Annotated in this window: 27 protein-coding genes and 1 tRNA gene; 7 read left to right on the top strand and 21 right to left on the bottom strand. The window is 57.7% G+C overall.

What is annotated here, in order from left to right; all coding sequences use genetic code 11:
* The gene (gene dapA / locus C2846_RS05245; protein WP_119700869.1) at nucleotides 1-876 is read right to left on the bottom strand and encodes a 4-hydroxy-tetrahydrodipicolinate synthase; all 876 of its coding nucleotides are present in this window, start codon (nucleotides 874-876) and stop codon (nucleotides 1-3) included.
* A 191-nt stretch (nucleotides 877-1,067) separates the two neighbouring features.
* On the opposite strand from dapA, the gene C2846_RS05240 reads away from it, so the two are divergent.
* Nucleotides 1,068-1,625, top strand: a complete 558-nt coding sequence (locus C2846_RS05240; RefSeq protein ID WP_080049942.1) for a glycine cleavage system transcriptional repressor — start codon at nucleotides 1,068-1,070, stop codon at nucleotides 1,623-1,625.
* 14 nt (nucleotides 1,626-1,639) lie between these two features.
* Nucleotides 1,640-2,104, top strand: coding sequence for a peroxiredoxin (locus C2846_RS05235; protein ID WP_080049941.1), 465 nt, complete (start codon nucleotides 1,640-1,642; stop codon nucleotides 2,102-2,104).
* Nucleotides 2,105-2,140: 36 nt separating this feature from the next.
* Here the strand turns inward: C2846_RS05235 and C2846_RS05230 are convergent, their stop codons facing one another.
* Nucleotides 2,141-3,226, bottom strand: a complete 1,086-nt coding sequence (locus tag C2846_RS05230; RefSeq protein ID WP_080049940.1) for an AI-2E family transporter — start codon at nucleotides 3,224-3,226, stop codon at nucleotides 2,141-2,143.
* Between the two features lie 11 nt (nucleotides 3,227-3,237).
* Nucleotides 3,238-3,486: a sulfurtransferase TusA family protein gene (locus C2846_RS05225; protein ID WP_080049939.1), complete on the bottom strand. Its 249-nt coding sequence runs from the start codon at nucleotides 3,484-3,486 to the stop codon at nucleotides 3,238-3,240.
* 91 nt (nucleotides 3,487-3,577) lie between these two features.
* On the opposite strand from C2846_RS05225, the gene C2846_RS05220 reads away from it, so the two are divergent.
* Nucleotides 3,578-5,041: a M48 family metalloprotease gene (locus tag C2846_RS05220; RefSeq protein ID WP_080049938.1), complete on the top strand. Its 1,464-nt coding sequence runs from the start codon at nucleotides 3,578-3,580 to the stop codon at nucleotides 5,039-5,041.
* A gap of 122 nt (nucleotides 5,042-5,163) precedes the next feature.
* Here C2846_RS05220 and nadA read toward each other — a convergent pair whose 3' ends face one another.
* The 16 genes from nadA to aspS form a co-directional block, all read right to left on the bottom strand.
* Nucleotides 5,164-6,201 carry a quinolinate synthase NadA gene (nadA, locus tag C2846_RS05215; RefSeq protein ID WP_080049937.1) on the bottom strand — a complete coding sequence of 346 codons (1,038 nt, stop codon included), beginning with the start codon at nucleotides 6,199-6,201 and terminating at the stop codon, nucleotides 5,164-5,166.
* Nucleotides 6,202-6,314: 113 nt separating this feature from the next.
* Nucleotides 6,315-6,390, bottom strand: a tRNA-Lys gene (locus C2846_RS05210).
* 58 nt (nucleotides 6,391-6,448) lie between these two features.
* Nucleotides 6,449-7,123 carry a 7-cyano-7-deazaguanine synthase QueC gene (gene queC / locus C2846_RS05205; RefSeq protein WP_080049936.1) on the bottom strand — a complete coding sequence of 225 codons (675 nt, stop codon included), beginning with the start codon at nucleotides 7,121-7,123 and terminating at the stop codon, nucleotides 6,449-6,451.
* 2 nt (nucleotides 7,124-7,125) lie between these two features.
* A complete protein-coding gene (gene queE, locus C2846_RS05200; RefSeq protein WP_177344570.1) occupies nucleotides 7,126-7,773 on the bottom strand; it encodes a 7-carboxy-7-deazaguanine synthase QueE in 648 nt (215 codons plus the stop codon).
* Nucleotides 7,774-7,944: 171 nt separating this feature from the next.
* A complete protein-coding gene (gene ybgF / locus C2846_RS05195; protein ID WP_119700867.1) occupies nucleotides 7,945-8,739 on the bottom strand; it encodes a tol-pal system protein YbgF in 795 nt (264 codons plus the stop codon).
* 8 nt (nucleotides 8,740-8,747) lie between these two features.
* On the bottom strand, nucleotides 8,748-9,242 hold the full coding sequence (pal, locus tag C2846_RS05190) for a peptidoglycan-associated lipoprotein Pal (protein WP_080049934.1): 495 nt from the start codon (nucleotides 9,240-9,242) through the stop codon (nucleotides 8,748-8,750).
* 44 nt (nucleotides 9,243-9,286) lie between these two features.
* The gene (gene tolB / locus C2846_RS05185) at nucleotides 9,287-10,573 is read right to left on the bottom strand and encodes a Tol-Pal system beta propeller repeat protein TolB (RefSeq protein ID WP_080051697.1); all 1,287 of its coding nucleotides are present in this window, start codon (nucleotides 10,571-10,573) and stop codon (nucleotides 9,287-9,289) included.
* Nucleotides 10,574-10,584: 11 nt separating this feature from the next.
* Nucleotides 10,585-11,583 carry a cell envelope integrity protein TolA gene (gene tolA / locus C2846_RS05180; RefSeq protein WP_240638148.1) on the bottom strand — a complete coding sequence of 333 codons (999 nt, stop codon included), beginning with the start codon at nucleotides 11,581-11,583 and terminating at the stop codon, nucleotides 10,585-10,587.
* On the bottom strand, nucleotides 11,580-12,026 hold the full coding sequence (gene tolR, locus C2846_RS05175) for a protein TolR (RefSeq protein ID WP_080049933.1): 447 nt from the start codon (nucleotides 12,024-12,026) through the stop codon (nucleotides 11,580-11,582). Before tolR ends, tolA begins: the two co-directional genes overlap by 4 nt.
* Nucleotides 12,027-12,053: 27 nt before the next feature.
* Nucleotides 12,054-12,725: a protein TolQ gene (gene tolQ / locus C2846_RS05170; RefSeq protein WP_080051695.1), complete on the bottom strand. Its 672-nt coding sequence runs from the start codon at nucleotides 12,723-12,725 to the stop codon at nucleotides 12,054-12,056.
* 4 nt (nucleotides 12,726-12,729) lie between these two features.
* Nucleotides 12,730-13,197 carry a tol-pal system-associated acyl-CoA thioesterase gene (ybgC, locus tag C2846_RS05165; RefSeq protein ID WP_119700866.1) on the bottom strand — a complete coding sequence of 156 codons (468 nt, stop codon included), beginning with the start codon at nucleotides 13,195-13,197 and terminating at the stop codon, nucleotides 12,730-12,732.
* Nucleotides 13,198-13,260: 63 nt separating this feature from the next.
* On the bottom strand, nucleotides 13,261-14,322 hold the full coding sequence (ruvB, locus tag C2846_RS05160; RefSeq protein WP_080049931.1) for a Holliday junction branch migration DNA helicase RuvB: 1,062 nt from the start codon (nucleotides 14,320-14,322) through the stop codon (nucleotides 13,261-13,263).
* Nucleotides 14,323-14,358: 36 nt separating this feature from the next.
* Nucleotides 14,359-14,970, bottom strand: coding sequence for a Holliday junction branch migration protein RuvA (ruvA, locus tag C2846_RS05155; protein ID WP_080049930.1), 612 nt, complete (start codon nucleotides 14,968-14,970; stop codon nucleotides 14,359-14,361).
* A 23-nt stretch (nucleotides 14,971-14,993) separates the two neighbouring features.
* Nucleotides 14,994-15,521 carry a crossover junction endodeoxyribonuclease RuvC gene (gene ruvC, locus C2846_RS05150; RefSeq protein WP_080049929.1) on the bottom strand — a complete coding sequence of 176 codons (528 nt, stop codon included), beginning with the start codon at nucleotides 15,519-15,521 and terminating at the stop codon, nucleotides 14,994-14,996.
* Between the two features lie 89 nt (nucleotides 15,522-15,610).
* Nucleotides 15,611-16,354 carry a YebC/PmpR family DNA-binding transcriptional regulator gene (locus C2846_RS05145; protein ID WP_119700865.1) on the bottom strand — a complete coding sequence of 248 codons (744 nt, stop codon included), beginning with the start codon at nucleotides 16,352-16,354 and terminating at the stop codon, nucleotides 15,611-15,613.
* A gap of 222 nt (nucleotides 16,355-16,576) precedes the next feature.
* Entirely contained in the window at nucleotides 16,577-18,352 is a 1,776-nt protein-coding gene (gene aspS, locus C2846_RS05140; protein WP_119700864.1) for an aspartate--tRNA ligase, read from the bottom strand.
* 322 nt (nucleotides 18,353-18,674) lie between these two features.
* Here aspS and C2846_RS05135 point away from each other — a divergent pair, with 322 nt between their 5' ends.
* Together C2846_RS05135 and C2846_RS18915 are read left to right on the top strand one after the other, a co-directional pair.
* Complete coding sequence (locus C2846_RS05135) at nucleotides 18,675-19,145, top strand: Dps family protein (protein ID WP_080049927.1); 471 nt, start codon at nucleotides 18,675-18,677, stop codon at nucleotides 19,143-19,145.
* A 127-nt stretch (nucleotides 19,146-19,272) separates the two neighbouring features.
* Nucleotides 19,273-19,872, top strand: coding sequence for a cold-shock protein (locus C2846_RS18915; protein ID WP_269434081.1), 600 nt, complete (start codon nucleotides 19,273-19,275; stop codon nucleotides 19,870-19,872).
* On the opposite strand, the gene C2846_RS05125 is transcribed toward C2846_RS18915, so the two are convergent.
* The gene (locus tag C2846_RS05125) at nucleotides 19,869-20,087 is read right to left on the bottom strand and encodes a SlyX family protein (RefSeq protein ID WP_231705504.1); all 219 of its coding nucleotides are present in this window, start codon (nucleotides 20,085-20,087) and stop codon (nucleotides 19,869-19,871) included. The genes C2846_RS18915 and C2846_RS05125 overlap by 4 nt on opposite strands.
* A complete protein-coding gene (locus C2846_RS05120) occupies nucleotides 20,087-20,515 on the bottom strand; it encodes an HIT domain-containing protein (RefSeq protein ID WP_080049926.1) in 429 nt (142 codons plus the stop codon). Before C2846_RS05120 ends, C2846_RS05125 begins: the two co-directional genes overlap by 1 nt.
* A 279-nt stretch (nucleotides 20,516-20,794) precedes the next feature.
* Between C2846_RS05120 and C2846_RS05115 the strand changes: the two genes are divergently transcribed.
* Entirely contained in the window at nucleotides 20,795-22,066 is a 1,272-nt protein-coding gene (locus C2846_RS05115) for an OprD family porin (RefSeq protein WP_119700863.1), read from the top strand.
* Nucleotides 22,067-22,222: 156 nt separating this feature from the next.
* Nucleotides 22,223-23,956 (top strand): proline--tRNA ligase, encoded by a 1,734-nt coding sequence (locus C2846_RS05110; protein WP_080049924.1) that lies wholly within the window; start codon nucleotides 22,223-22,225, stop codon nucleotides 23,954-23,956.
* Nucleotide 23,957 lies beyond the last annotated feature (1 nt).

Below are 23,957 nucleotides of genomic sequence, written 5' to 3'. Positions count from 1 at the left end.
TTACAACAGGCCGCACTGGCGCATGGCCTCGCGTACCGGTTCATGGCAGCGTGCACTCAACGGCGTCAACGGCAAACGCAGGCCATCGCTGATCAGCCCCATTTCATGCAAAACCCATTTGACCGGGATCGGGTTGGATTCGATAAACAGAGCCTTATGCAAAGGCATCAGGCTGTCATTGATTTGCCGTGCGCTATCGGCGTCGCCAGCCAGAGCAGCCATGCACAGGTCATGCATGGCCTTTGGTGCGACGTTGGCTGTCACGGAAATATTACCCTTGCCGCCCATCAGCATAAGTTCGACGGCGGTGGCATCATCTCCCGAGTAGACCGCAATACGCTGGCCGACCCGGTCAATCAGTTCCCTGGCACGTTGCAGGTCACCCGTGGCTTCCTTGATGCCAACGATATTCGGCACATCGGCCAAACGCTCGACGGTTTCCGGCAACATGTCGCAGGCCGTGCGCCCCGGCACGTTATACAGAATCTGCGGAATCGCCACAGCCTCGGCGATGAAGCGATGATGCTGATACAAACCTTCCTGGGTCGGCTTGTTGTAATAAGGGGTCACCAGCAGGCAGGCATCGGCACCGACGCTGCGCGCCGCTTCGGTCAACTCGACCGCCTCACGAGTGGAGTTAGCTCCAGTGCCGGCAATTACCGGAATTCGCCCGGCAACCTGATCCACCACCCGCCGAATGGCTTCCTTGTGCTCGTCCATGTCCAAGGTGGCCGACTCGCCGGTGGTACCCACCGCTACGATACCGTCGGTCCCTTGGTCGAGGTGAAAATCGATCAGCCGCTCCAAGGCTTGCCAATCCAATTCACCACGCGAATCCATGGGGGTAACCAGCGCCACAAGGCTGCCTGAGATCATGCAACTGCTCCGCTTAAATCGTGAATAGGCAATGGTACTTTCGCCATCCATCCAGCACAAGGTGCCGACAGCGGCAAAGCGCCTCTGGGCGGGCGATTCATCCGATGGTTGAACCCGGCATCCGGGACGAGGACAATAGCGCATTAAACCCAACGCAGCCTCAAGCTGCGATCATCTGTTCGAGGAACCGCATGTCAACACCGCCCAGCCAACGGGAACAGTACCTGGTCATCAACGCCATGGGCCAGCAGACCACGGTCCTGGCCAGCCTCCTGACCCGGCTGTGCCTAGAGCAGCGCTGCCTGATTGTCAGCAGCCGCATGAGCCGCCATGGCACTACCACCGCTCTGCTGCTGCAGGTCAGCGGTAACTGGGACGCCCTAGCCCGACTCGAAAGCCTACTGCCGCCACTGGCCAAGCGCGAACACTTCACGGTATCCATGAGCCGTAGCCAAAGCCTGGTCGAGCGCCCTCAGGCTCTGCCCTACAACGTGTTCGTTACCGCCGCCCAGCGCCCGGAGCTGATCGGCGAGCTCTGCGCCTTCTTCCAGCAGCTTGGCATCGACATCGAAGAATTTTACAGCTTCACCTATCAGGCCCAGCATACTGGCACCGCGATGCTCAATCTGACCCTGACCATCGCCATCCCGGCCAAAACTCAGTTGAGCTGGCTGCGCGAACAGTTCCTCGATTTCTGTGATGAACTCAACCTTGATGCCGTGATAGAACCCTGGCGTCCCCTTCACTGAGAGGCAGCACACCGATGAGCATTACTCTGGACAAGCAGATTCCCGACTTCAGCGCTCAAGCCACCAGCCAACAGGAAGTCAGCCCGGCAAGCCTGGCCGGCAAGAAGGTAGTGATCTACTTCTACCCCAAGGACAACACTCCCGGCTGCACTACCGAGGGTCAGGACTTTCGAGATCTGCATGCCGAGTTCCAAAAGGCCGGAGCGGTAATCTTCGGGGTATCCAAAGACAGCCTGCGTACCCACGAAAACTTCCGCGCCAAGCACAGCTTTCCATTCGAGCTGATCAGCGATCCTGAAGAACAACTGTGCCGCCTGTTCGACGTGATCAAGCTCAAGCAGATGTACGGCAAGCAATACGAAGGCATTGAGCGCAGCACCTTCCTGATCGACGCCCAGGGCGTGCTACGCCGGGAGTGGCGCAAGGTCAAGGTTGCCGGGCATGTGGCTGAGGTTCTGGAGGCAGTTCGCTCACTGTAACCACAAGCCTGCTGGCCTGGATGTCAGGCCAGCACTTCACTCTTCTTCAGGTGGCGCTCCCTCACTGACCGCCTCGACCCCTTTGGGCCAGGCATAAAGCACAGCCTTGAACAGAGTCGCCAGCGGAATGGCGAAGAAGATCCCCCAGAACCCCCATAACCCGCCAAAAATCAACACAGCGGCAATGATCGCCACCGGATGCAGGTTGACCGCCTCGGAAAACAGCACCGGCACCAGCACATTGCCATCCAGCGCCTGAATCACCGCATAGACGATCATCAGCACCATGAACTCGTTGCCCAACCCCCACTGAAACAGCCCGATCAACGCAATCGGAATGGTCGCTACCGCCGCGCCAATATAAGGCACCAGCACCGACAGACCGACCACCACGGCCAAAAGAGCGGCATAGTTGACCTTGAGGATGGCAAAGCAAACATAGGTCACGGCACCAACAATGATGATCTCCACCACCTTGCCGCGAATGTAGTTGGCAATCTGCTGATTCATCTCGGTCCAGACTTCCGACATCAAGCGACGTTCACGCGGCAGGTAGTTGACCATCCAGTCACGAATCTTGCTGCTGTCCATCAGAAAGAAGAACACCAGAATCGGTACCAACACCAGATAGACCAGGATATTCACCAGCATCGGCAGACTGGCCAATGACTGGGACAGCACCCACTGCCCCAACTGCCCAAGCTCACCACTGGCAGTATTGATCATGCGCACGATCTGCTCTTCCGACACCAGCGCCGGATAACGTTCCGGCAGGTGCATCAACTGATCCTGCCATTCGTTGGACATTCGCGGCAGCTCATTGAACAGATTGAGCATCTGCTTCCAGACCAATGGCACCACAACACCGAACAGGGCACCCAGCCCACCGAGGAACAGCAAAAACACCGTCCACACCGCCAGCCAATGCGGCATGTGCCAGCGCTTGAGCAACATGACCATCCCCTGCAGCAAATAAGCCAGCACCAAGCCGGTCAACAGCGGTGCCAGCATTCCACCAAAGAAAATGATGATGCTAAAGCCAAGTCCCAGTACCACAGCCAGGACCACAGCCTCTTCCTGGGAGAAATAACGGTGCACCCAACCTTGGAAAACTTTCAGCATGCCGGTTGATCTCAGGATTTACGCAACCAATAATGGAATTCGCCGTCCAATGTATCGGCGTGTAGCAATGCATGGCCTGACAATTCAGCAAAGCGCTGAAAGTCGCGCCGCGATCCGGCATCTGTCGCCGACACATGCAGCACCTGCCCTGACGCCAGAGAATTCAAGGCCTGCTTGGCCTTGAGCAGAGGCAGCGGGCAGGACAGCCCACGGGCATCCAGCGTTTGGTCGGCGCGGGGCACCGTTGAATCGACAACCATGATCAGGCTCCGTTGTAGCAGAGAGGTCGCCCAGTATAGCCTTGCCCTGCACAGAGCAGACAACCACTACGGGACGGTTAGAATCGTAATCATGTATTTCAGCAAAGTAGTCCCTGTTGGCGCCCTCAAGGTTCTGACCCTGAGTTTACTCGCCAGCCTGAGCACCCCATTGGTAGCACAGGCCGAGTTCAACCTGCCTTCACTGGGTGACACCAGTGCCTCGATCATGTCCCGAGACCAAGAGTTCCAGCTGGGCCGGGCCTGGCTGACGATGTTGCGCGGCGCCGTGCCGACCCTGGACGACCCGCTCCTTAAGGACTATGTCGAAACCCATGTCTACCAACTGGCCGAAACCAGCCAATTGACCGACCGGCGCCTGGCCTTTGTAATCGTCAACAGCCCGCAGCTCAATGCCTTTGCCGCCCCTGGCGGAGTTGTCGGAGTCAATGGCGGACTGTTCCTGCACGCCCACACCGAAGCCGAGTTCGCCTCGGTTATGGCCCACGAACTGGCGCACTTGTCGCAGCGCCATTTCGCCCGCAATCTGGAACAGCAACAGCGCATGCGTATACCGCTGATGACAGCGATGCTTGCTAGCGTGGTACTGGCCGCCAGTGGCGGTGGCGATGCCGGCTTTGCCGCCCTGGCCTCGACCCAAGCGGCAGCAATACAGGAGCAGCGGCGATTCTCTCGCCAAAACGAACAGGAAGCTGACCGCATCGGCATCCAGAACCTGCAGCAGGCCGGCTACGACCCACGCGCCATGCCTGACATGTTTGAGCGCCTGGCCCAACTCAGTCGTTTCGACCGTACCCCGCCAGAATTCTTGCTGACTCACCCGGTCAACCAGTCACGTATTGCCGACTCGCGCAACCGGGCCGAGCAACTCACCAGCAATGGCCGGCGCGACAGCATTTATTACCAGATGATGCGCGCCCGAGTACAACTGCTCTACGAACAAAGCCCCGGACTGGCCGCCCAACGCTTCCGCGCCCTGCTCGACCAGCACGAAGGCGAACACGCCGCCGCCCGTTATGGCCTGGCTCTGGCCCAGGCCCGCAGCGGACAACTGGATCAAGCCGAACAGACACTGGCGCCGCTGCTGCAAAGCCAGGCCGACAATCTCGCCGTACACCTGGCACAGATCGACATGGAGATTCAGCGCAACCGGACTGAAAGCGCGCTGGCCTTGATCGACACTCAGTCACGCAACCACCCCAACAGCTACCCGCTCCAGCAAGCCCGTATCGAAGCGTTGCTCAAGGCCCGACGTTATCAGGATGCGCAACGCAGCATTGACCGCCTCGTCCAGCAACGCAGCGATGACCCGGACGTCTGGTATCTGACCGCCGAAATTCGCGGCCTGGCCGGTGATATTCTCGGTGTGCATATGGCTCGCGCCGAATATTTCATGCTGGCAGGCGATCTCAACCAGGCTGGCGAGCAGTTGGACCTGGCCCTGCGTCGAGCCGGAGACAATTTCGTCATGAGTTCACGGATCAAGGCGCGCCAGGAAGACCTGGCGCGCCAACGTGAAATGATAAAAAGCTTCTGAGCAGAGCGGCACTTTAAACAACGAGGTGCTGCCAGTTTCAGAATCGCGCAGGCTGCCCCTTGAGCTGCAACAGAAACATACGTTTCCCATTGCGACCTGGGGCGCCCTTAAAGCCCGATTGATCAGCGCTTGGCGTTGGTAAAATCAAGCATCCGCTGCAGCGGCTGGACCGCACGCGGGATCAGGGCCGGATCAACCAGAATCTCATCGGTCCCCTGCTCCAGACTTTGCAGAACCCGCGGCAAGGTATTCATGGCCATCCACGGACAATGAGCACAGCTGCGACATGTCGCGCCATTACCTGCGGTTGGCGCTTCGATCAGCTGTCGGTCAGGAGCTGCCTGCTGCATCTTGTAAAAAATGCCCCGATCGGTCGCGACGATAAAAGTCGGGTTAGCCAGTGTCTGGGTAGCCTTGATCAACTGACTGGTCGAACCCACCACATCAGCCAACTCCACCACCGAAGCCGGTGATTCTGGGTGCACCAGCACTGCAGCCTCGGGATACACAGCCTTGAGGTCGAGCAAGGCCTTGGCTTTGAATTCCTCATGAACAATGCAGGAGCCTTCCCACAACAGCATGTCAGCGCCGGTTTCACGCTCAATGTAATTACCCAGGTGCTGATCCGGTGCCCAGAGAATTTTCTCACCCTTATCCATCAGGTGTTCAACAATCTGCAGTGCACAACTGGATGTGACTACCCAGTCAGCACGAGCCTTGACCGCTGCCGAGGTATTGGCATACACCACTACGGTGCGGTCTGGATGCTGATCGCAAAAAGCGGAAAACTCATCGATCGGACAGCCGATATCCAGCGAGCAGGTCGCTTCCAGAGTCGGCATCAGGATGCGTTTCTCCGGACTGAGGATCTTCGCCGTTTCGCCCATGAACCGCACGCCAGCGACCACCAGGGTCTGAGCTGGATGCTCTTTGCCGAAACGAGCCATCTCCAGGGAGTCGGATACACAGCCACCAGTCTCTTCAGCCAGAGCCTGAATCAACGGATCGGTGTAATAGTGCGCAACCAATACCGCGTTGTGCGCCTTCAGCGCAGCTGCGATACGGGATTTGTAGTCGGCCTGCTCTGCCGCACTCAATGGAGCCGGCTCCTTGGCCGCCAGGTGCGCCTGCACCAGCAGACGCTCAGGAATCTGTGACATGAACTTCAATCCCTAACGGAGACAGAACCTTATATTAACACAACCTAATACAAGGGCTGGTTAACTATACAGTGCGAAGCAATGAGGAGAGAAACACAGAACAACGGGGAAAATGGTGGGTCGTGTAGGATTCGAACCTACGACCAATTGGTTAAAAGCCAACTGCTCTACCAACTGAGCTAACGACCCGGAACGCGCGCCATATTACTGATTTATCACAGAAATTCAAGAAGTTTTTTGATTTTTTTCAGGCATAGCGCGTCGGGTCTGGCAGCCCGGCACTGGTAAAGCCTGCAGCACGCAGACGGCAACTATCACAACGCCCGCAAGCCCGCCCCTGCTCATCGGCCTGATAACAGGAAATAGTCAGACTGTAATCCACACCCAACCGGGTACCCTCACGCACAATATCCGCCTTGCTCATATCCTGCAGCGGTGCCCTGATACGGAACCCCTGTCCCTCAACCCCCGCCCGGGTCGCCAGATTGGCCAACTGCTCAAACCCCTGGATAAAGGCCGGCCGGCAATCCGGGTAGCCAGAATAGTCCACAGCATTGACGCCGATAAAAATATCACTCGCCTGCAGCACCTCGGCCCAACCCAAGGCCAATGCCAGGAACACCGTATTGCGCGCCGGAACATAGGTGACCGGGATTCCTTGCTGGGGAGTTTCCGGCACGGCAATATTGGCGTCGGTCAGCGCTGAGCCCCCCATACCATTGAGGTCCAGCCCGATTACCTTGTGCTCGGCCACACCAGCCGCCCGGGCCAACCGCTCAGCGGCTTGCAACTCAGCCCGGTGGCGCTGCCCATAATCGAAACTCATGGTATAGCACTCATAGCCCTTATTCTGAGCCATGGCTAGCACAGTCGCCGAATCCAGCCCCCCGGACAGCAGCACTACTGCTTTTGGCTTGTTCATGATCAGTGTCCCGGCTCGTCATTCCAAAGATATTTATGCAACTGCATCTGAAATCGCACAGGCAGATTATCTTCAACAATCCACTCTGCTAGTTGCCGTGGCTCCAACTGACCATGACTCGGTGAAAACAGGACCTCGCCAACCTGGCCAGCCAGGTCATACTCATCCAGCTTGAAACGCGCCCAGTCGTAGTCCGCCCGACTGCAAATGACGAACTTGACCTGATCGTGACCGGTCAGCACAGCCATATTTTCATAGCGATTGCGTCCGACCTCCAGCGAATCCGGAGTCTTGAGATCCACCACTCGACTGACCCTGGCATCCACCACAGATACGTCCAGCGCCCCACTAGTCTCAAGTGACACCTGATATCCCGCATCACATAACCGGGTCAGCAAAGGCAGGCAGTTCGGTTGCGCCAGCGGCTCACCACCAGTCACACAGACATGGCGCGGCGCATAACCGGCTACTTGTGCAACAATGGCGTCCAGACTCAGCAGCTCGCCACCACTGAAGGCATAGGCCGTATCGCAGTACTGACAGCGCAGCGGACAACCGGTCAGCCGCACAAATACGGTAGGCAGCCCCAGAGTACGGCTTTCGCCCTGAATAGAATAGAAAATCTCCGTTATCCGGAGCGTCGGAAACAGATCGTTGGACATGCTCATGTACCGGGCTGGACTGCTAAACAGGCAGAGGCCCATTGGGCGGCAATACAGCCGCGTTCAGGAAAGCGGGCATTCTAGCGCAAGTGACGGTAAAAATCAGGCCGGACCAATCCCCGGATCAATCTACGCCCGTCAATACAAGAGAGGTAAAGCTCAGAGGGTTGCCATGTCACGCCGAGCCAACTGCGCGGCAGAGCTATTGGGATGCTTGCTGAGTACTTCCTGATACAGTTGGCGTGCCTTGTCACTATTACCCAGACGACGCTCAACATCGGCCAACTTGTACAACGCATCGGCCTCTTTGCGGTGCCCCGAGTAACGGCTTATAACCTGAGCAAAGGCTCGCCCGGACTCTTCCAGATCAGACTGGGCCAAATGCAGCTCACCTAGCCAGTACTGGGCATTACCAGCGTAGTCACTGTTTGGGTAACGACGCAGGAAAGCATTGAAGGCCATGATGGCCTTGTCGAAATCGCGCGCCTTGACCAGGTCAAAGGCCGCATCATACAGCAGTTTTTCCCGCTCAGGGTCAGACTCGGCCGCAGCACCATTGCTCTCGGCTGTTGGTACAGGCGTCAGCGCACCACCAGCTACCGGCTCATTGGCCGCTGGCAGGGGTGCAGAGGCGCCATTGCCAGCAGAGCCCTGGCCGGACAAACGCCGGTCAAGATCCTGATAACGTTCAAGCTGATCCTGCTCCATCTGGCGGATACGATACTCCTGCTCTTCGAGCAGACCGCGCAACATGGAGACTTCTTGCTGCAACTGATACATCTGCTGCATAAGCTGGCCCTCCATGGAGAGGCCAGCTGTGGCCGGCGAGGTCACAGAGGGAGGTGTCTGGCCTGTCCCGGCACGCGTACCAGAACCATCAACCACGGGAACCTGAGCCTGAGCTACCAGCGGCAGCAGCAGAGCCCCCAACACAACACCTCTGTAACCTTTCATGCGACCTCTTACTTACGCAGTTCTACGCGACGGTTCTGAGCCCAGGCTTCTTCGCTGGAACCCATGGCAGCCGGCTTCTCTTCACCGTAGGAAACCAGTTCCAGCTGGGCCGGAGAAACGCCTTGCAGCACCAGGTAACGCTGAACGGAAGCAGCACGACGCTCACCCAGAGCCATGTTGTACTCACGGGTGCCACGCTCGTCAGTGTGGCCTTCCAGCACAACGCGCTGACCAGAAGCTTTCAGATCCTTGGCGTGTACATCCAGGGAACGCATGGCTTCAGGCTTCAGCTCGGAGCTGTCGAACTCGAAGTAGAAAGTGGTGATAGCACGCAGAGCAGCTTCAGCACTGCTTACGCCGCTATCAACAGCAGGACTGGTGTAACCGGCGTTCGGGTCAACGGCGCCGGTGCCAGCAGCGTCACCACCCTTGGAAGAACAACCGACTACCGCGCCGAACGCTACAACCAGAGCTGCAAACTTGCCGAACTTGATTACTTGCATCATAGACTCCTAGATAACCCCATATGGTTTTGTGTTGGTGCACCCTATGGCAGGTATGGGGACCATGATGGTACGCGCAGGTCCGTGTATTGAGTCGGAATTTCCGATCGCACACGGCCATTGGTTGAAACCAGCATGAGTACGCCCCGCCCCTGTTGACGGGTGGCATAAATTAACATAGTGCCATTAGGAGCGACAGTAGGCGACTCGTCTAATGACGTTTCTGTTAAAACCCTCAGATTGCCGCGCTTGAGGTCTTGCGTAGCAATATGAAAATTTCTGTAACCATCCTGACGATGCACCATGACCATGGTGCGCCCATCAGCAGACAGCTTGGCATTGGCATTATAGTTGCCAACAAAGGTCAGGCGCTCGGTCACACCTGAGTTCAAATCCTGCTTGTAGATCTGGGGCCTGCCACCACGATCGGAGGTGAACACAATGGTGTTGTTGTCCATCCAGAACGGCTCGGTGTCAATAGCAAAATGGTTGGTCACCCGACGCATCTGCTTACTATTGAGATCCATGGTGTAAATTTCAGGGTTCCCATCACGCGACAGTACGAATGCCAGGCGCTGACCGTCGGGCGACCAGGCCGGAGCACCATTGAGACCTTCGAAACTGGTGATCCGTTCACGCCGCCCGGTGGCCACATAATGCACAAAGATCTCCGGACGTCCGGACTCGAACGACACATAGGAGATCCGTTGACCATCCGGTGCGTAGGACGGGGTCAAAATGGGTTCGCGTGACTGCAACAGAGTGACGGTGCGAGCGCCATCATAGTCGGCCCGTTGCAGAGTAAAGCGGGTATTGTCTGCGGAGAAACGCTCAGCTGCGACGTACAAAATCTTGGTGCTGAACGCCCCTTTAATGCCGGTAATGTGTTCGAAAATCTCATCGCTCAGGTGATGAGCCATATCACGCAGTTGCGCCTGAGTACCGCTGACCGTCTTGGACAACAGCACCTCTTCGCGAATCACACTATAGAGGCTGTACTGCGCCTCGTAACGCTCAGCAGTACCACTGATGCGGCCGACCACGACATATTCGGCCCCAAGCATCCGCCAGTCGCGGGCAAAGACCTCACTGGCCTGAGTCGGGTAACTCAGCATGTTTTCTCGGGCCAGAGGCGCGAACATACCGGTATTGCGCAGATTGTTGCTGGTGATCTGGGCCAAATCCTCCGGCAACGGCGCACTGCCCTGCCAACCGAAAGGCACCACCGCAATTGGCGTGGCCTTGTCGGTCCCACGGGTAATCTCAATAGCCTGCTGAGCCAGCACTACCTGACTCATCAGCAATACGGTAAAGGCAGCCAACATGTGCATGAAGCGTTTCATCAGAATGCCAAATCCTCTGGTCTGAAGCGCAAGGTGCGCTGTCGGTACATGCGATCAAAGGTCGCTGGATTATCACGTGACAACTGTTGCATTTCCGGAATGCGCCCAACGTTACGGACCGCCTGCACTGCAGACTGGTCAAACCCACCATCGCCGCTGGAGCGTATCACCACCGCATCGGTAATCTGACCGGTTGGTAACATGCTGATACGTACTTCTACCACCATGCCATTGCGGGCGGTTGGCGGACGCCGCCACTGTTCACTGACATAGCGACGAATCAAATCATCGTAGCTGGCCGCCACCTCATCACCGATCTGATCGGCCTGAGCCCGCTGGTACTGAGTTTCACTAGCCAGCAGCTCGGCCAACGCCTTGGCCCTTGCATCCTCCTGAGCCTTGCGCTGCGCCTCAGCCTCAGCCGCTGCACGACGCTGGGCCTCTTCGGCCGCCTTGCGCCGAGCCTCTTCTTCAGCCTTCTTGCGCGCGGCTTCAGCTTCTGCACGTTTGCGCGCCTCTTCCTCGGCCGCTCTCTTGCGTGCAGCTTCGGCACGTGCCGCCTCAGCCTCAGCCTGCTTGCGCGCTTCTTCCTGGGCCTTGCGTTGAGCCTCGGTCTCAGCCTGTTGCCGCTGCTGTTCAGCGCGCGCAGCCTCTTCTCTGGCCTTTTGCTCAGCCGCCCGACGAGCAGCCTCTTGCTCCTGCTGGCGCTGTTGTTGCTGTTGCTGCTGTTTCAGCTCTTCTGCTTCGTGACGCTGCGCTGCTGTGCGGGCTGCCTCGCCGGCAATCCGCTGATCAGTCTGAGTGGTCGCCGGGCTCTTGGAGTTTAGCTGCACCAGTGTCGCCTGCACGATCGGCCGGGCCGGCTCGAACTCCGGCGCCGAACTGAACGACACAAACAACAGCATCGCCACCAATACATGTAGCGCCACAGCCTTGATAAGTGGCGCTCCGTACCCTGCCGAGGGTTCAGGCGCCAACCGGTACTCGCGATCGTTCACGGCGCCTCGGTAATCAATCCGACGTTGGGAACACCCGCTTGCTGCAAGGCAGCCATCGCAGTTACCACCACGCCATAATTAGCGCTCTGGTCTCCACGGATATAGACCAGGGTATCGGGGCGAGCGTTCATGATCTTGGCCACGCCATCGGTCATCGCTTCGAGAGTGACCGCACTGTCGGTGTGATTGTCGGTATCCACCGCTTCACCCAGGTTCCAGTAGTAAGTGCCGTCGGCCAATACCGACAGGGTCAGTACCTGTTGATTGGTATCGGAAGGCAGCACCTCACTGGACACCTGCGGCAGGTCAACCTTGACGCCCTGATTGAGCATCGGCGCGGTCACCATGAAAATCACCAGCAGCACCAGCATGACGTCGATATAAGGCACGACGTTCATCTCTGACACTGGCTTGCGCTTGTGGCGTCTGCCTTGAACCTGCATGGTCAAACCCCTCGATACTCTTCTCGATTACTCTTCACTGGCATGCACACGGCGGTGGAGGATGCTGGAGAATTCATCGGCAAAAGTGTAGTAACGGCCAATCAGCATCTCCGAACGTGCAGAGAACCGGTTATAGGCAACCACGGCCGGAATCGCGGCAAACAGACCAATCGCAGTAGCGATCAGCGCCTCGGCAATACCAGGAGCAACGGTGGCCAAAGTCGCTTGCTGCACAGTGGCCAGACCACGAAACGAGTTCATGATCCCCCAGACGGTGCCGAACAGACCGATATACGGACTGGTAGAACCTACGGTAGCCAGGAACGGCAGGTGCTGCTCAAGCTTTTCCTCTTCCCGGGAAATCGCCACGCGCATGGAGCGTTGCACTGCATCCATAACCGCATCCGGATCCACTCCGGACTGTTGGCGCATCCGCGAAAACTCCTTGAAGCCGGCACGGAAGATCTGCTCCAGACCGGAATTATGGTCGGGATTGCCGGTTACCTGGCGGTACAGTTTGGACAAATCCACTCCGGACCAGAAGCGGTCCTCGAAGTCATCCAGAGCACTTTTGGCAGAACGAATTGCGCTGCTGCGCTGAAAAATCATTACCCATGACACGACCGATGCCAGCACCAGGGTCAGCATCACCAATTGCACCAGCACACTGGCACTGGCAATCAGGTGCCACATCGACATTTGATCAGCTTGCACGCTCTGCCTCTCCTCGCTCGGCTGTAACTGTGGCCTTCTGAGTGGCCTTGAAAGCATCACTCAAACTGGCCGGAATCATTCTGGGCTTGTACTGGTCGGCACTGACACAGGCCACCAACACTTCGCCTTCACATAACAACACGCCATCACTGCGCCTGACCTGCTGGCTGAAGCGAATGCTTGCGCGCTTGATCTCCAAGACCTCAGCACTCACAACAAGTTCATCATCAAGCCGAGCGGGAGCGTGGTAACGCGCTGCCACCGAATGCACGACAAAAATGATGTTTTCGCGTTGCAGGACGCTTTGATCAAACCCCAGGGAACGGACCAACTCGGTTCGCGCACGCTCCATGAATTTGAGGTAATTGACGTAGTAGACGATGCCGCCGGCATCAGTATCTTCAAAATAAACCCGGGCTTTCAGCGCGAACGGCAGCCCCTGCATTTCAGCGCGCATAATGTAGAGCCAAGTTAATGGTTTGCATAGTGGGGCACCCCCTGCCCCGGTGAATAATTTTTTCTATTGATTGCTCTGACCCTGATTAGTGGAAAAAAGGTCCCCAACCGGATCGGCATTTGCCTTGGGCGGATTCAGCCCAAAATGACTATAGGCGTGTCGAGTCACTACCCGCCCACGTGGCGTGCGAATCATGAATCCCTGCTGAATCAGATAAGGTTCGAGCACATCCTCAATGGTATGCCGCTCTTCACTGATGGCCGCCGCCAGACTGTCGACCCCCACCGGCCCGCCATCGAACTTGTCGATCATGGTCAGCAGTAGACGCCGATCCATGTGATCGAAACCCTGCTCATCAACATCCAGCAGATTCAGAGCCTGATCGGCCACGTCGCGACTGATCACGGCCTGGCCACGCACTTCGGCAAAGTCGCGTACCCGACGCAGCAGCCGGTTGGCAATCCGCGGCGTACCACGTGAGCGCCGAGCGACCTCAACTGCACCGGCCGGATCAATAGTCAGGCCAAGGATGGCCGCCGACCGGCTGACGATAGTCGCCAGATCGTCCACACCATAGAACTCCAGACGCTGGACAATGCCGAAACGATCACGCAGCGGATTGGTCAGCATGCCGGCCCGGGTGGTAGCGCCCACCAGGGTAAAGGGGGGCAGGTCGAGCTTGATTGAGCGCGCTGCCGGGCCTTCGCCGATCATGATGTCGAGCTGGTAGTCCTCCATCGCCGGATAGAGAATCTCCTCGACCACTGGCGACAGCCGATGAATCTCGTCAACAAACAGTACATCACCGGCTTCCAGATTGGTCAGCATGGCCGCCAGATCGCCGGCTTTCTCCAATACCGGCCCGGAGGTACTCTTGATTTTCACCCCCATTTCCTGGGCAACGATATTGGCCAGGGTAGTCTTGCCCAGCCCCGGCGGACCAAAGATCAGGACGTGATCAAGTGCCTCACCCCGCCCCTTGGCGGCCTTGATGAACAACTCCATCTGCTCACGCACCACCGGCTGACCGATGTAGTCGGCCAGTTTCAGCGGGCGTATCGCCCGGTCAATCACTTCTTCCTGCTGCCGAGGGGCGGCGGCAATCAGGCGATCCTCTTCAATCATAGCGTTGTCCATGGGCTATCGGCGTTTGCCGGCTATTCACACGCTCACCATGCCCTTGAGTGCGCGGCGAATCAACTCCTCGCTGCTCAGGCCATCCTCTTCCACCGCGGCCACTGCACGACTGGCCTCCTGCGGCTTGTAACCCAGCGCAATCAAGGCACTGACAGCGTCGCTGCTGTGGCTGGCAAGGGACGGCGCAGCGCCGGCAGCCGCCAGCGGCTTGAGCGAGCCGGGCAACATGTCCCAGGCCTTGAACCGATCCTTGAGCTCAATCAGCAAGCGCTCAGCGGTTTTCTTGCCGACCCCTGGTACCCGCACCAGAGCAGAGCTGTCCTGCACCTGAACCGCTCGAATCAACTCATCGGCATCCAGCCCCGACATCAGCGCCAGAGCCAACTTGGGGCCAACACCGTTGAGCCGGATCAACTCACGGAACAGCTCACGCTCTCGCTTGCCCAAAAAGCCATAAAGTAACTGGGCATCTTCACGCACGACCAAATGGGTATGCAGCACCACCATTTCGCCGATTGCCGGCAGGCTATAGAAAGTAGTCATGGGCGCATCCAGCTCATAACCTACCCCCTGCACGTCGAGCAGTATGTGTGGTGGCTGCTTTTCCAGCAAAGTACCCTTGAGACGTCCGATCACATGCTATTCCTTAATTTGATTGGTCAGCGACGGCGCACCCGCCCCCCACGCAAGCCCAGCAAGCCACCACCGAGCTGCTCGTGCAGGGCTCGTGAGTGAGCGTGACACAGAGCAATAGCCAGGGCATCGGCGGCATCAGCCTGCGGCGTGCCGGACAACCCGAGCAACTGGGTCACCATGTGCTGAACCTGACTCTTGTCCGCCGCACCGGTGCCGACTACCGCCTGCTTGACCTGGCGCGCGGTATATTCACGCACCTCCAGACCGGCATGCACCGCAGCAACAATAGCCGCACCACGCGCCTGCCCCAGCTTGAGCGCAGAATCGGCATTGCGGGCCATGAAAACCTGCTCAATGCTCAGGATGGTCGGCTGGTACTCGCCAATCAGACTGCTCAGATGTTCAAAAATAAGTTTCAGGCGTTCAGGGAATGGGCCATCACCCAAGCGGATGCAGCCCGAGGTTACATACTCACACTGCCCTGCCTGCTCGCGAACGATGCCAAAGCCGGTAATGCGCGAACCAGGGTCGATCCCAAGGATCAGGGGCATGCTCTTGTCCTATTTTAGAGGCCTTGGGGAAGCACTTATTAATTGCAGCTCGATTGGCGTTGGCTTTCCTTGCAACGAATCAGTCTGCCCTAAAGCTGATCCATCACTTCGTCGGAAATATCTGCATTGGTGTAGACGTTCTGCACATCATCCAGGTCTTCGAGCATATCGACCAGACGCACAACCTTTTCTGCCGTTTCCAGATCCAGCAGAGTGGTAGTCGACGGGATCATCGCCACTTCAGCGTTCTCGGCCGAGAACCCGGCAGCATCCAGCGCATCTTTGACCGCACCGAAGCTTTCAAAAGTAGTGAAAACCTCAACCGAACCATCATCGTTGCTGACAATATCTTCGGCCCCGGCCTCCAGCGCCGCTTCCATTAGAGCATCTTCGTCAACGCCTGAGGCATAGCCAATCTGGCCGCGTCGACTGAACAGGTAAGCCACTGAACCATCAGTACCCAGATTGCCGCCGCACTTGTTGAAAGCATGGCGCACTTCGCTGACAGTACGGTTGCGGTTGTCAGTCATTACCTCGACCAGCACCGCCACACCACCCGAGCCATAACCTTCGTAGGTCAACTCCTCGACGTTGTCAGTATCATTGCTGCCAACCCCACGGGCAATGGCCCGATCAATGGTGTCACGGGTCATGTTGGCGGTCAGTGCCTTGTCGACTGCCGAGCGCAGGCGCGGATTGTCAGCCGGTACCGGACCACCCAGCTTGGCCGCCACAGTCAGTTCGCGAATCAGTTTGGTGAAGACCTTGCCGCGCTTGGCGTCCTGGGCCGCCTTGCGGTGCTTGATGTTGGCCCATTTGGAATGACCGGCCATCGACATCCTCCGTTCATTAATCAGTATTCAACTACTTGCCCGTCTGGATTACCTCAGGCCTGCGGCCGTTACAATGACAGGCACAAGCACCACGCAACGCCCCCGCCAGACCCTGCCGGAGGAACCTGAATCAACACCCTCTCACAATGACGGTGAACATACCCGTCATTGTGAGAAGAGGGGGCGGCCATCCGCCGACGTGGTATCCCACGCCGAACGGCCTTATTCGGCCTTGGGTTGCTCACGCAGACGGATGTGCAGCTCACGCAGTGCCTTGTTGTCGACCAGACCAGGAGCCTGAGTCATGACACAGGCAGCGCTCTGGGTTTTCGGGAAGGCGATCACTTCGCGAATCGAGCTGGCACCAGTCATCAGCATCACCAGACGATCCAAACCGAAGGCCAGACCACCGTGCGGCGGCGCACCGTACTTGAGCGCATCGAGCAGGAAACCGAACTTCTCCTGCTGCTCCTCTTCACTGATGCCAAGCACCCGGAATACCGCCTGCTGCATACCCCTGTTGTGAATACGAATAGAACCGCCGCCCAGTTCGGTACCGTTGAGTACCATGTCGTAGGCACGTGACAACGCACCGGCCGGATTGGCCTCCAGCTCCTCGGCAGTGCAGCTGGGCGCAGTGAACGGATGGTGCATGGCGGTCAGGCTGCCATCGTCGTTTTCCTCGAACATAGGGAAATCAACAACCCACAGCGGCGCCCACTCGCAGGTCAGGAGGTTCAGATCATGACCGAGTTTGACACGCAGCGCGCCCAAAGCCTCGGAGACGATCTTGGCCTTGTCGGCACCGAAGAACACGATATCGCCATCCACCGCACCGACGCGATCCAGGATCACGTTGATGTTGTCCAACGGGATGTTCTTGACGATCGGTGACTGCAACCCCTCGACACCGGCGGCGCGCTCGTTGACCTTGATATAGGCCAGGCCCTTGGCGCCGTAGATGCCAACAAACTTGGTGTAATCGTCGATCTGCTTGCGCGGCATGCTCGCTCCGCCCGGCACCCGCAGCGCGGTAACGCGGCATTTCGGATCGTTGGCCGGGCCAGCGAAGACCTTGAATTCGACCTCCTTGAGCTGATCTTCCACATCCACCAGCTCCAGCGGAATACGCAGGTCCGGCTTGTCCGAACCGAAGCGGCGCATGGCCTCGGCCAGCGGCATATGCGGCAGCTCGCCAAGATCAACGTCCAGCACTTCCTTGAACAGGTTGCGCACCATGGTCTCGGTAATAGCCATGATGTCTTTCTCATCGAGGAAGCTGGTCTCGATGTCGATCTGGGTGAACTCCGGCTGACGGTCAGCGCGCAGATCTTCGTCGCGGAAACACTTGGCAATCTGATAGTAGCGATCGAAGCCGGCGACCATCAGCAACTGTTTGAACAGCTGCGGCGACTGCGGCAGGGCAAAAAAACTGCCGGCGTGGGTACGGCTCGGTACCAAGTAGTCGCGCGCGCCCTCCGGGGTGGCGCGGGTCAGGATCGGGGTTTCAACGTCAAGGAAGCCGTTGTCGTCCAGATAGCGGCGAATGCTGGAGGTAATGCGCGAGCGCAGCTTGAGCTTCTCGGCCATTTCCGGCCGGCGCAGATCGATGAAGCGATAGCGCAGACGAGTCTCTTCACCCACATCGGAATAATCGTCGAGCGGGAACGGCGGTGTTTCGGCCTGGTTCAGTACTTCCAGTTCGTAGCCCAGCACCTCAATGGCACCACTGGCCATGTTCGGGTTACGCGCCCCCTCGGGGCGCAGACGTACCTTGCCAGTCACTTTGACCACGTACTCGCTGCGCACCCTGTCGGCCTTGGCGAAGGTTGCCTCGCGATCCGGATCGAACACCACCTGAGCCAGACCTTCGCGATCCCGAATATCCAGAAAGATGACCCCGCCATGATCGCGGCGGCGATGAACCCAGCCGCAAAGAGTGACTTCCTGATCCGCCAGCGTTTCGTTCAACTGGCCGCAATAGTGGGTACGCATCATGGTTTGGTAATTCCTGTCGTCAACGGGTGAGTCTGGCGGAGCTGCACTGCCCGCCGGAACGGCTCAATAAAAACGCCATAATATACCGGAAAAATGCTGCTCACGGGGAGTCATCCGCCGCCGACCTGCCAATCGGCCCAACATGACCAACAGCCTGTGCGCGACAAATCGCCACGCGACACACCACGCCAACTGCGCGAGGCTTAAAAGCCCGGATCAGAGCCAAAGAAAGTTTTCTCCAAGGCTTGCCGCAGGGGGTTGAGTCAGGCTACTCAATACCTATACTGATCCAATCATTCAGGACAGCGCTCAAGGAGATCGCATGCAAATCGATATCGGCATCAAAGAGGATGATCGGGCAAAAATCGCTGATGGTCTGTCACGCCTGCTGGCCGACACCTACACCCTTTACCTCAAAACCCACAACTTTCACTGGAACGTCAAAGGCCCAATGTTCCAGACCCTGCATCTGATGTTCGAAACCCAGTACACCGAACTGGCCACTGCCGTCGATGAAATTGCCGAACGGATCCGCGCCCTGGGCTTTGCCGCCCCCGGCACTTACAAGCAATTCGCCGAACTCAGCTCGATCAAGGAAACCGAGGGTGTTCCCGAGGCTAAGGAAATGATCAAATTGCTGGTCGAAGCCCAGGAGTCCTGCGTACGTACGGCCCGCAGCATCTTCCCAGCCTGTGAAGCCGCCGCCGACGAACCATCCGCAGACCTGCTGACCCAACGCATGCAGGTTCACGAAAAAACCGCCTGGATGCTGCGCAGCCTGCTGGAAGGCTAACCTGCCGTACCGGCGGGCCGCCGGGCCCGCCAACACTTATCCCTTTTGATGCAGCTGGCTATTCAGGTTAGAGTGCGCATCCGGCCAATGCCGTGTTTTGTGTAATCGCATCATAAGGATAATCAGCTTGACCACCATTCGTTACCTGCATCTGATCCTGGGCGCAATCGCCCTGTTAAGTGGCTTGTTCTACAGCCTGAGCCCGGCACCACATCACGGCATCGCCCATCCAGCAGCCATCGCCGCTCTATTGATCGGCCTGCTCAACCTTCAGCAATTCAGCCGCAACACCCAAAGCACGCACCGCTTGTCCGGCCTGCTGTCGAGCCTGCTGTTGTTGATTGCCGGCCTGATCCCCACCAGCGCATTGCTGATCAATCCAGCCGCCGGGCTACTGCTACTGCCCGCCGCCCTGCTGGCCAGCGTCGCAGTACTGACCGAACTGGTACTGGGGCTACTGCCGAACCGAGCCAGCGCACAACGCCAGCCAACCAGGAACAGGAAAGCACCTGGTGACCGCAATACCCGTGAGCAAGGCACTGTCAAATGGTTTAACGGCAGCAAGGGCTTTGGCTTCATCTCCCGGGACAACGGCGAGGATGTATTCGTCCACTTCCGCGCCATCCGTGGTGACGGCCACCGCACCTTGCAGGAAGGTCAGCGCGTTGAATTCAGTGTCAGCCACCGTGAAAAAGGCCTGCAGGCAGAGGATGTAGCCGTTATTTAATAGTGCGGAGGTGGAGGCTCATCCTCCGCCTCACCCGGCACCGACGCCGCCAGCTCCGCCTGGCGGCGCGCCAGAATTTCCAACGCACGCTGCAACCGGTCTAAGGTCAGCTGCTGCTGGCTCACCACATCGTTCAAAGCCTGAATAGTGTCATCCTGGAATGCCAGCCGCGCCTCCAGATCGATGACCCTTGCCTCAAGATCCTGCATCGTCATCAGCCCAACTCCTCAAACTTGAAATCAGCATTGAGCACGGCTTTGAGTTTGCCAATACGCTCAGCTATCAACTGCTCAGTGCACGGCACCGGTGGCAACTTGCCCCACACCGGAGCCGGCCAGGCCGGATCATCGCGATAACGCACAATATGATGCACATGTAACTGGCTGACCATGTTGCCCAGTGCAGCAATATTGAGTTTGTCCGCCTTGAACGCATCTTTCAGGGCCTCGGCCAACTGGCAGGATTCACGTAGCAGCTGAGCCCGGTCCGCGTCATCCAATTGGAAAATTTCTGTCACATCTTCCCTACGAGGAACAGTGACGAACCAGGGGTACTGCGCGTCATTTATCAGAAGCAAGGCACACAACGGGAAGTGACCAACCAAGATGCCATCATTGACGAGTTGTGGATGAAGCTGGAACATTCGCATACCTCTGTTATGTGATAACCCTGGAAGGTTGGTGCCTCATAACGAGACACTGGAGCTGTAGATTTTGCTTTTTTGCAACGTTGCGTTCACAATAACGCACATCGTGAGTTACGCAATCATGATGCGACAGTTTCTAGGATAAATGCGACAAGATACTGTCTTTCAAGCCTTTATTTGCCAAACAAAGGTTTGATGCTTTAATGTAGCGCGACAACTAAAAAAAAGACGGGTTCCCTGAAACCTAAGTTTTTTTTCAAACTGAAGGAGCACACAATGAAAAGCACCATCAAATGGAGTTCGATCGCTCTGGCAGTAGCCATGGGCAATGGTCTGGTCGCCACCCAAGCCGTCGCCGACGAGAAAGCTGGTTTCATCGAAGGAGCCTCTGCCACTCTGAGCAACCGCACTGTTTATTTCCACCGCGACTTCCGTAATGCGCCGACCGGCGTCAACGCCCAGTCGCGCCGCGAAGAAACCGCCACCGGTTTCCTCCTGAACTTCTCCTCTGGCTTCTCCGAAGGCCCGATTGGCTTGGGTGCAGACGTTGTTGCCATGAGCGGCATTAAGCTGGACAGCGGCAAAGGTCGTGCCGGCACCGGCCTGCTGCCAAGCGAATATGATGTAACCAGTGGCCCCAACGAATATTCGCAAATTCGTGGCGCCGTTAAAGCACGCGTTGGCCTGGACACTGAACTGCGTTACGGCATTCACCACGTCGACAACCCAGTTGTTGCTTATGATGACGCTCGTCTGCTGCCGAACCACTATTCGGGCTACAGCATCACCAATAGCTCAATCGAAGGCCTGTTTGTTGAAGCTGGTCGCATGAACAAGCGCAGCGAGATGAACGACTCGAGCGAGTTCGATGACGTTAACACTTGGGTAGATCGCTCCGACAAGCTGTATTACCTTGGTGGTACTTATGACTTCAATGACAACCTTGGTGTCAGCCTCTATACCTCCAAAATCGACAACGCTTGGAAACGTCATTTCGCTGGGATCACTCACACTGCCGAGCTCGGCCAGGACCTGAGCCTGACCACTGATCTCGCGTACTATCGCACCTCTGACGATAGCGACAACACCAACGACTTTGACAACAATGCTGCTTCGCTGGCCTTCACGTTGGGTATGGGCCACCATGCTGTAACTGCAGCTTACCAGCGCATCAGTGGCGATTCGATTAATGGCTTTGCCTACGACGATGGCGCCATTTACCTTGCCAACTCCGTTCAAGTCTTGGACTTCGAGCTGAAGGATGAGCGCTCCTGGCAGGCGCGTTACGACTACGACTTCGAAGGCCTGGGCATCCCTGGCCTGAGCTTCATGACTCGTTATGTCCGCGGCTCCAACATCGACATGGGCCCGGGCGTATCTGATGGCAAGCGCTGGGAACGTAACTCTGAGCTGAAATACACCGTCCAGAACGGCGCTTTGGAAGGCCTCGGTCTGCGCTGGCGTAACGCTACTGTCCGCCAGGGCAGCGTCGGCAGCGACATCGACGAAAACCGCCTGATCGTTTCCTACACCTGGACTCTGCTCTAAGCACCAGCGTTGGAAACCGAAAAAACCCGGCCTCGGCCGGGTTTTTTCTTGCCCGCCAACTTCTCACCACGCCACGGACCACAGACTGTACGGCAGCCGGCCCAAGCCCGTACAATACTGCCATTCCCCGATCCAGATTACAGGACCGCCTGTTCCATGCGTACCAGCCAATACCTGATTTCGACCCTCAAGGAAACACCCGCTGATGCCAGCGTCATCAGCCACCAGCTCATGCTCCGTGCCGGCATGATCCGCAAGATCGCCTCGGGCCTGTACACCTGGCTGCCAATGGGTCTGCGGGTATTGCGCAAGGTCGAGCAGGTCGTACGCGAGGAAATGAACAACGCTGGCGCTCTTGAAGTATTGATGCCCGCCATCCAGCCGGCTGAGCTATGGCAGGAATCAGGGCGCTGGGAACAGTATGGCCCGGAACTGCTGCGCCTGAAGGACCGCCATGACCGCGACTTCTGCGTTGGTCCGACCCACGAAGAAGTGATCACTGAACTGGCCCGTAACGAAATCACCAGTTACAAGCAGTTGCCGATCAACCTGTACCAGATCCAGACCAAGTTCCGGGACGAAATCCGACCACGCTTCGGCCTGATGCGGGCCCGCGAATTCGTCATGAAGGACGCCTATTCCTTCCACCTGGATCAGGCCTCGATGCAGAGCACCTACGACCGGATGTATCAGGCCTACAGCAATGTGTTCAGCCGACTGGGCCTGGACTTCCGTCCGGTAGAAGCCGACAACGGCTCCATCGGCGGTGTTGGCTCCCACGAATTCCATGTGCTGGCCGACTCCGGTGAAGACGCCATCGTGTTTTCTGATACCGGCAGCTATGCCGCAAACATGGAAAAGGCCACCACCCTGCCCCCGCAAGGCGAGCGCCCTGCCCCTGGCCAGACCAAAACACTGGTCGACACCCCCAACCAGCTCACCATCGAGGCGGTCAGTAACTTCCTCAAACTGCCAGCCAAGCAGAGCGTCAAAACCCTGATCGTGCTCGGCGCAGCCGAGGAAGGCAAACCGCACCCGCTGGTCGCTCTGATTCTGCGTGGAGATCACGAGTTGAATGAGATCAAAGCCGAGAACCATCCGGCTATTCATGCTCCGCTGACCTTCGCCAGCGAGTCGCAGATTCTCGAAGCGGTGGGCTGCAAGCCTGGCTCGATTGGCCCTGTTGGCCTTGCCATCAAAGTCATTGCCGATTACAGCGCCGCCCACCTGAGCGACTTTGTTTGCGGCGCCAACCAGGACGGCAAACACTTTACCGGTGTCAACTGGGAGCGTGATGCCCGCTATGACGAAGTTGCCGATTTGCGCAACGTCGTCGAGGGCGACCCCAGCCCGGACGGCAACGGCACCCTGGTGATCAAGCGCGGCATCGAAGTCGGCCACATTTTCCAGCTCGGGCGCAAATACAGCGAGGCGATGAACTGCACCGTTCTCAACGAGCAAGGCAAGACCGAAACCCTGCTGATGGGCTGTTATGGCATCGGTGTATCGCGCGTGGTGGCTGCCGCCATCGAGCAGAACTACGATCAGCGCGGGATTCTCTGGCCGGATGCACTGGCCCCGTTCCAGGTCGTCATCGTGCCGATGAAAATGGAAAGCTCTGAAGATGTACGCAATGCCGCCGAGCAGCTGTACCAGCAACTTCAGGCGCAGGGCATCGAAGTGCTTTTGGATGATCGTGACAAGAAGGTCAGCCCTGGGGTCAAGTTCGCCGACATGGACCTGATCGGCATCCCCCACCGGGTCGTCATCAGTGACCGCGGTCTGGCCGACGGGCAGTTGGAGTACAAGTATCGGCGCGACAGCGAGGCACAGTTGCTGCCAGCCGCGCAGATGCTCGACTTCCTCACTGGACGCATCAACCAGGCCTGAG

The organism is Pseudomonas jilinensis (assembly GCF_003586265.1).
Classification (GTDB): domain Bacteria; phylum Pseudomonadota; class Gammaproteobacteria; order Pseudomonadales; family Pseudomonadaceae; genus Halopseudomonas; species Halopseudomonas phragmitis.
The sequence above is the reverse complement of the archived record's forward strand: the minus strand, read 5'-3'. Positions and strand labels throughout refer to the sequence as shown.

Excerpts from the sequence above, each read along its gene's own strand:
- dapA (WP_119700869.1), bottom strand. The coding sequence starts at position 876 with ATGATCTCAGGCAGCCTTGTGGCGCTGGTTACCCCCATGGATTCGCGT.
- C2846_RS05240 (WP_080049942.1), top strand. The coding sequence starts at position 1,068 with ATGTCAACACCGCCCAGCCAACGGGAACAGTACCTGGTCATCAACGCC.
- C2846_RS05235 (WP_080049941.1), top strand. The coding sequence starts at position 1,640 with ATGAGCATTACTCTGGACAAGCAGATTCCCGACTTCAGCGCTCAAGCC.
- C2846_RS05230 (WP_080049940.1), bottom strand. The coding sequence starts at position 3,226 with ATGCTGAAAGTTTTCCAAGGTTGGGTGCACCGTTATTTCTCCCAGGAA.
- C2846_RS05225 (WP_080049939.1), bottom strand. The coding sequence starts at position 3,486 with ATGGTTGTCGATTCAACGGTGCCCCGCGCCGACCAAACGCTGGATGCC.
- C2846_RS05220 (WP_080049938.1), top strand. The coding sequence starts at position 3,578 with ATGTATTTCAGCAAAGTAGTCCCTGTTGGCGCCCTCAAGGTTCTGACC.
- nadA (WP_080049937.1), bottom strand. The coding sequence starts at position 6,201 with ATGTCACAGATTCCTGAGCGTCTGCTGGTGCAGGCGCACCTGGCGGCC.
- queC (WP_080049936.1), bottom strand. The coding sequence starts at position 7,123 with ATGAACAAGCCAAAAGCAGTAGTGCTGCTGTCCGGGGGGCTGGATTCG.
- ybgF (WP_119700867.1), bottom strand. The coding sequence starts at position 8,739 with ATGAAAGGTTACAGAGGTGTTGTGTTGGGGGCTCTGCTGCTGCCGCTG.
- pal (WP_080049934.1), bottom strand. The coding sequence starts at position 9,242 with ATGCAAGTAATCAAGTTCGGCAAGTTTGCAGCTCTGGTTGTAGCGTTC.
- tolB (WP_080051697.1), bottom strand. The coding sequence starts at position 10,573 with ATGCACATGTTGGCTGCCTTTACCGTATTGCTGATGAGTCAGGTAGTG.
- tolR (WP_080049933.1), bottom strand. The coding sequence starts at position 12,026 with ATGCAGGTTCAAGGCAGACGCCACAAGCGCAAGCCAGTGTCAGAGATG.
- tolQ (WP_080051695.1), bottom strand. The coding sequence starts at position 12,725 with ATGTCGATGTGGCACCTGATTGCCAGTGCCAGTGTGCTGGTGCAATTG.
- ybgC (WP_119700866.1), bottom strand. The coding sequence starts at position 13,197 with ATGCGCGCTGAAATGCAGGGGCTGCCGTTCGCGCTGAAAGCCCGGGTT.
- ruvB (WP_080049931.1), bottom strand. The coding sequence starts at position 14,322 with ATGATTGAAGAGGATCGCCTGATTGCCGCCGCCCCTCGGCAGCAGGAA.
- ruvC (WP_080049929.1), bottom strand. The coding sequence starts at position 15,521 with ATGCCCCTGATCCTTGGGATCGACCCTGGTTCGCGCATTACCGGCTTT.
- C2846_RS05145 (WP_119700865.1), bottom strand. The coding sequence starts at position 16,354 with ATGGCCGGTCATTCCAAATGGGCCAACATCAAGCACCGCAAGGCGGCC.
- aspS (WP_119700864.1), bottom strand. The coding sequence starts at position 18,352 with ATGATGCGTACCCACTATTGCGGCCAGTTGAACGAAACGCTGGCGGAT.
- C2846_RS05135 (WP_080049927.1), top strand. The coding sequence starts at position 18,675 with ATGCAAATCGATATCGGCATCAAAGAGGATGATCGGGCAAAAATCGCT.
- C2846_RS05125 (WP_231705504.1), bottom strand. The coding sequence starts at position 20,087 with ATGACGATGCAGGATCTTGAGGCAAGGGTCATCGATCTGGAGGCGCGG.
- C2846_RS05120 (WP_080049926.1), bottom strand. The coding sequence starts at position 20,515 with ATGTTCCAGCTTCATCCACAACTCGTCAATGATGGCATCTTGGTTGGT.
- C2846_RS05115 (WP_119700863.1), top strand. The coding sequence starts at position 20,795 with ATGAAAAGCACCATCAAATGGAGTTCGATCGCTCTGGCAGTAGCCATG.
- C2846_RS05110 (WP_080049924.1), top strand. The coding sequence starts at position 22,223 with ATGCGTACCAGCCAATACCTGATTTCGACCCTCAAGGAAACACCCGCT.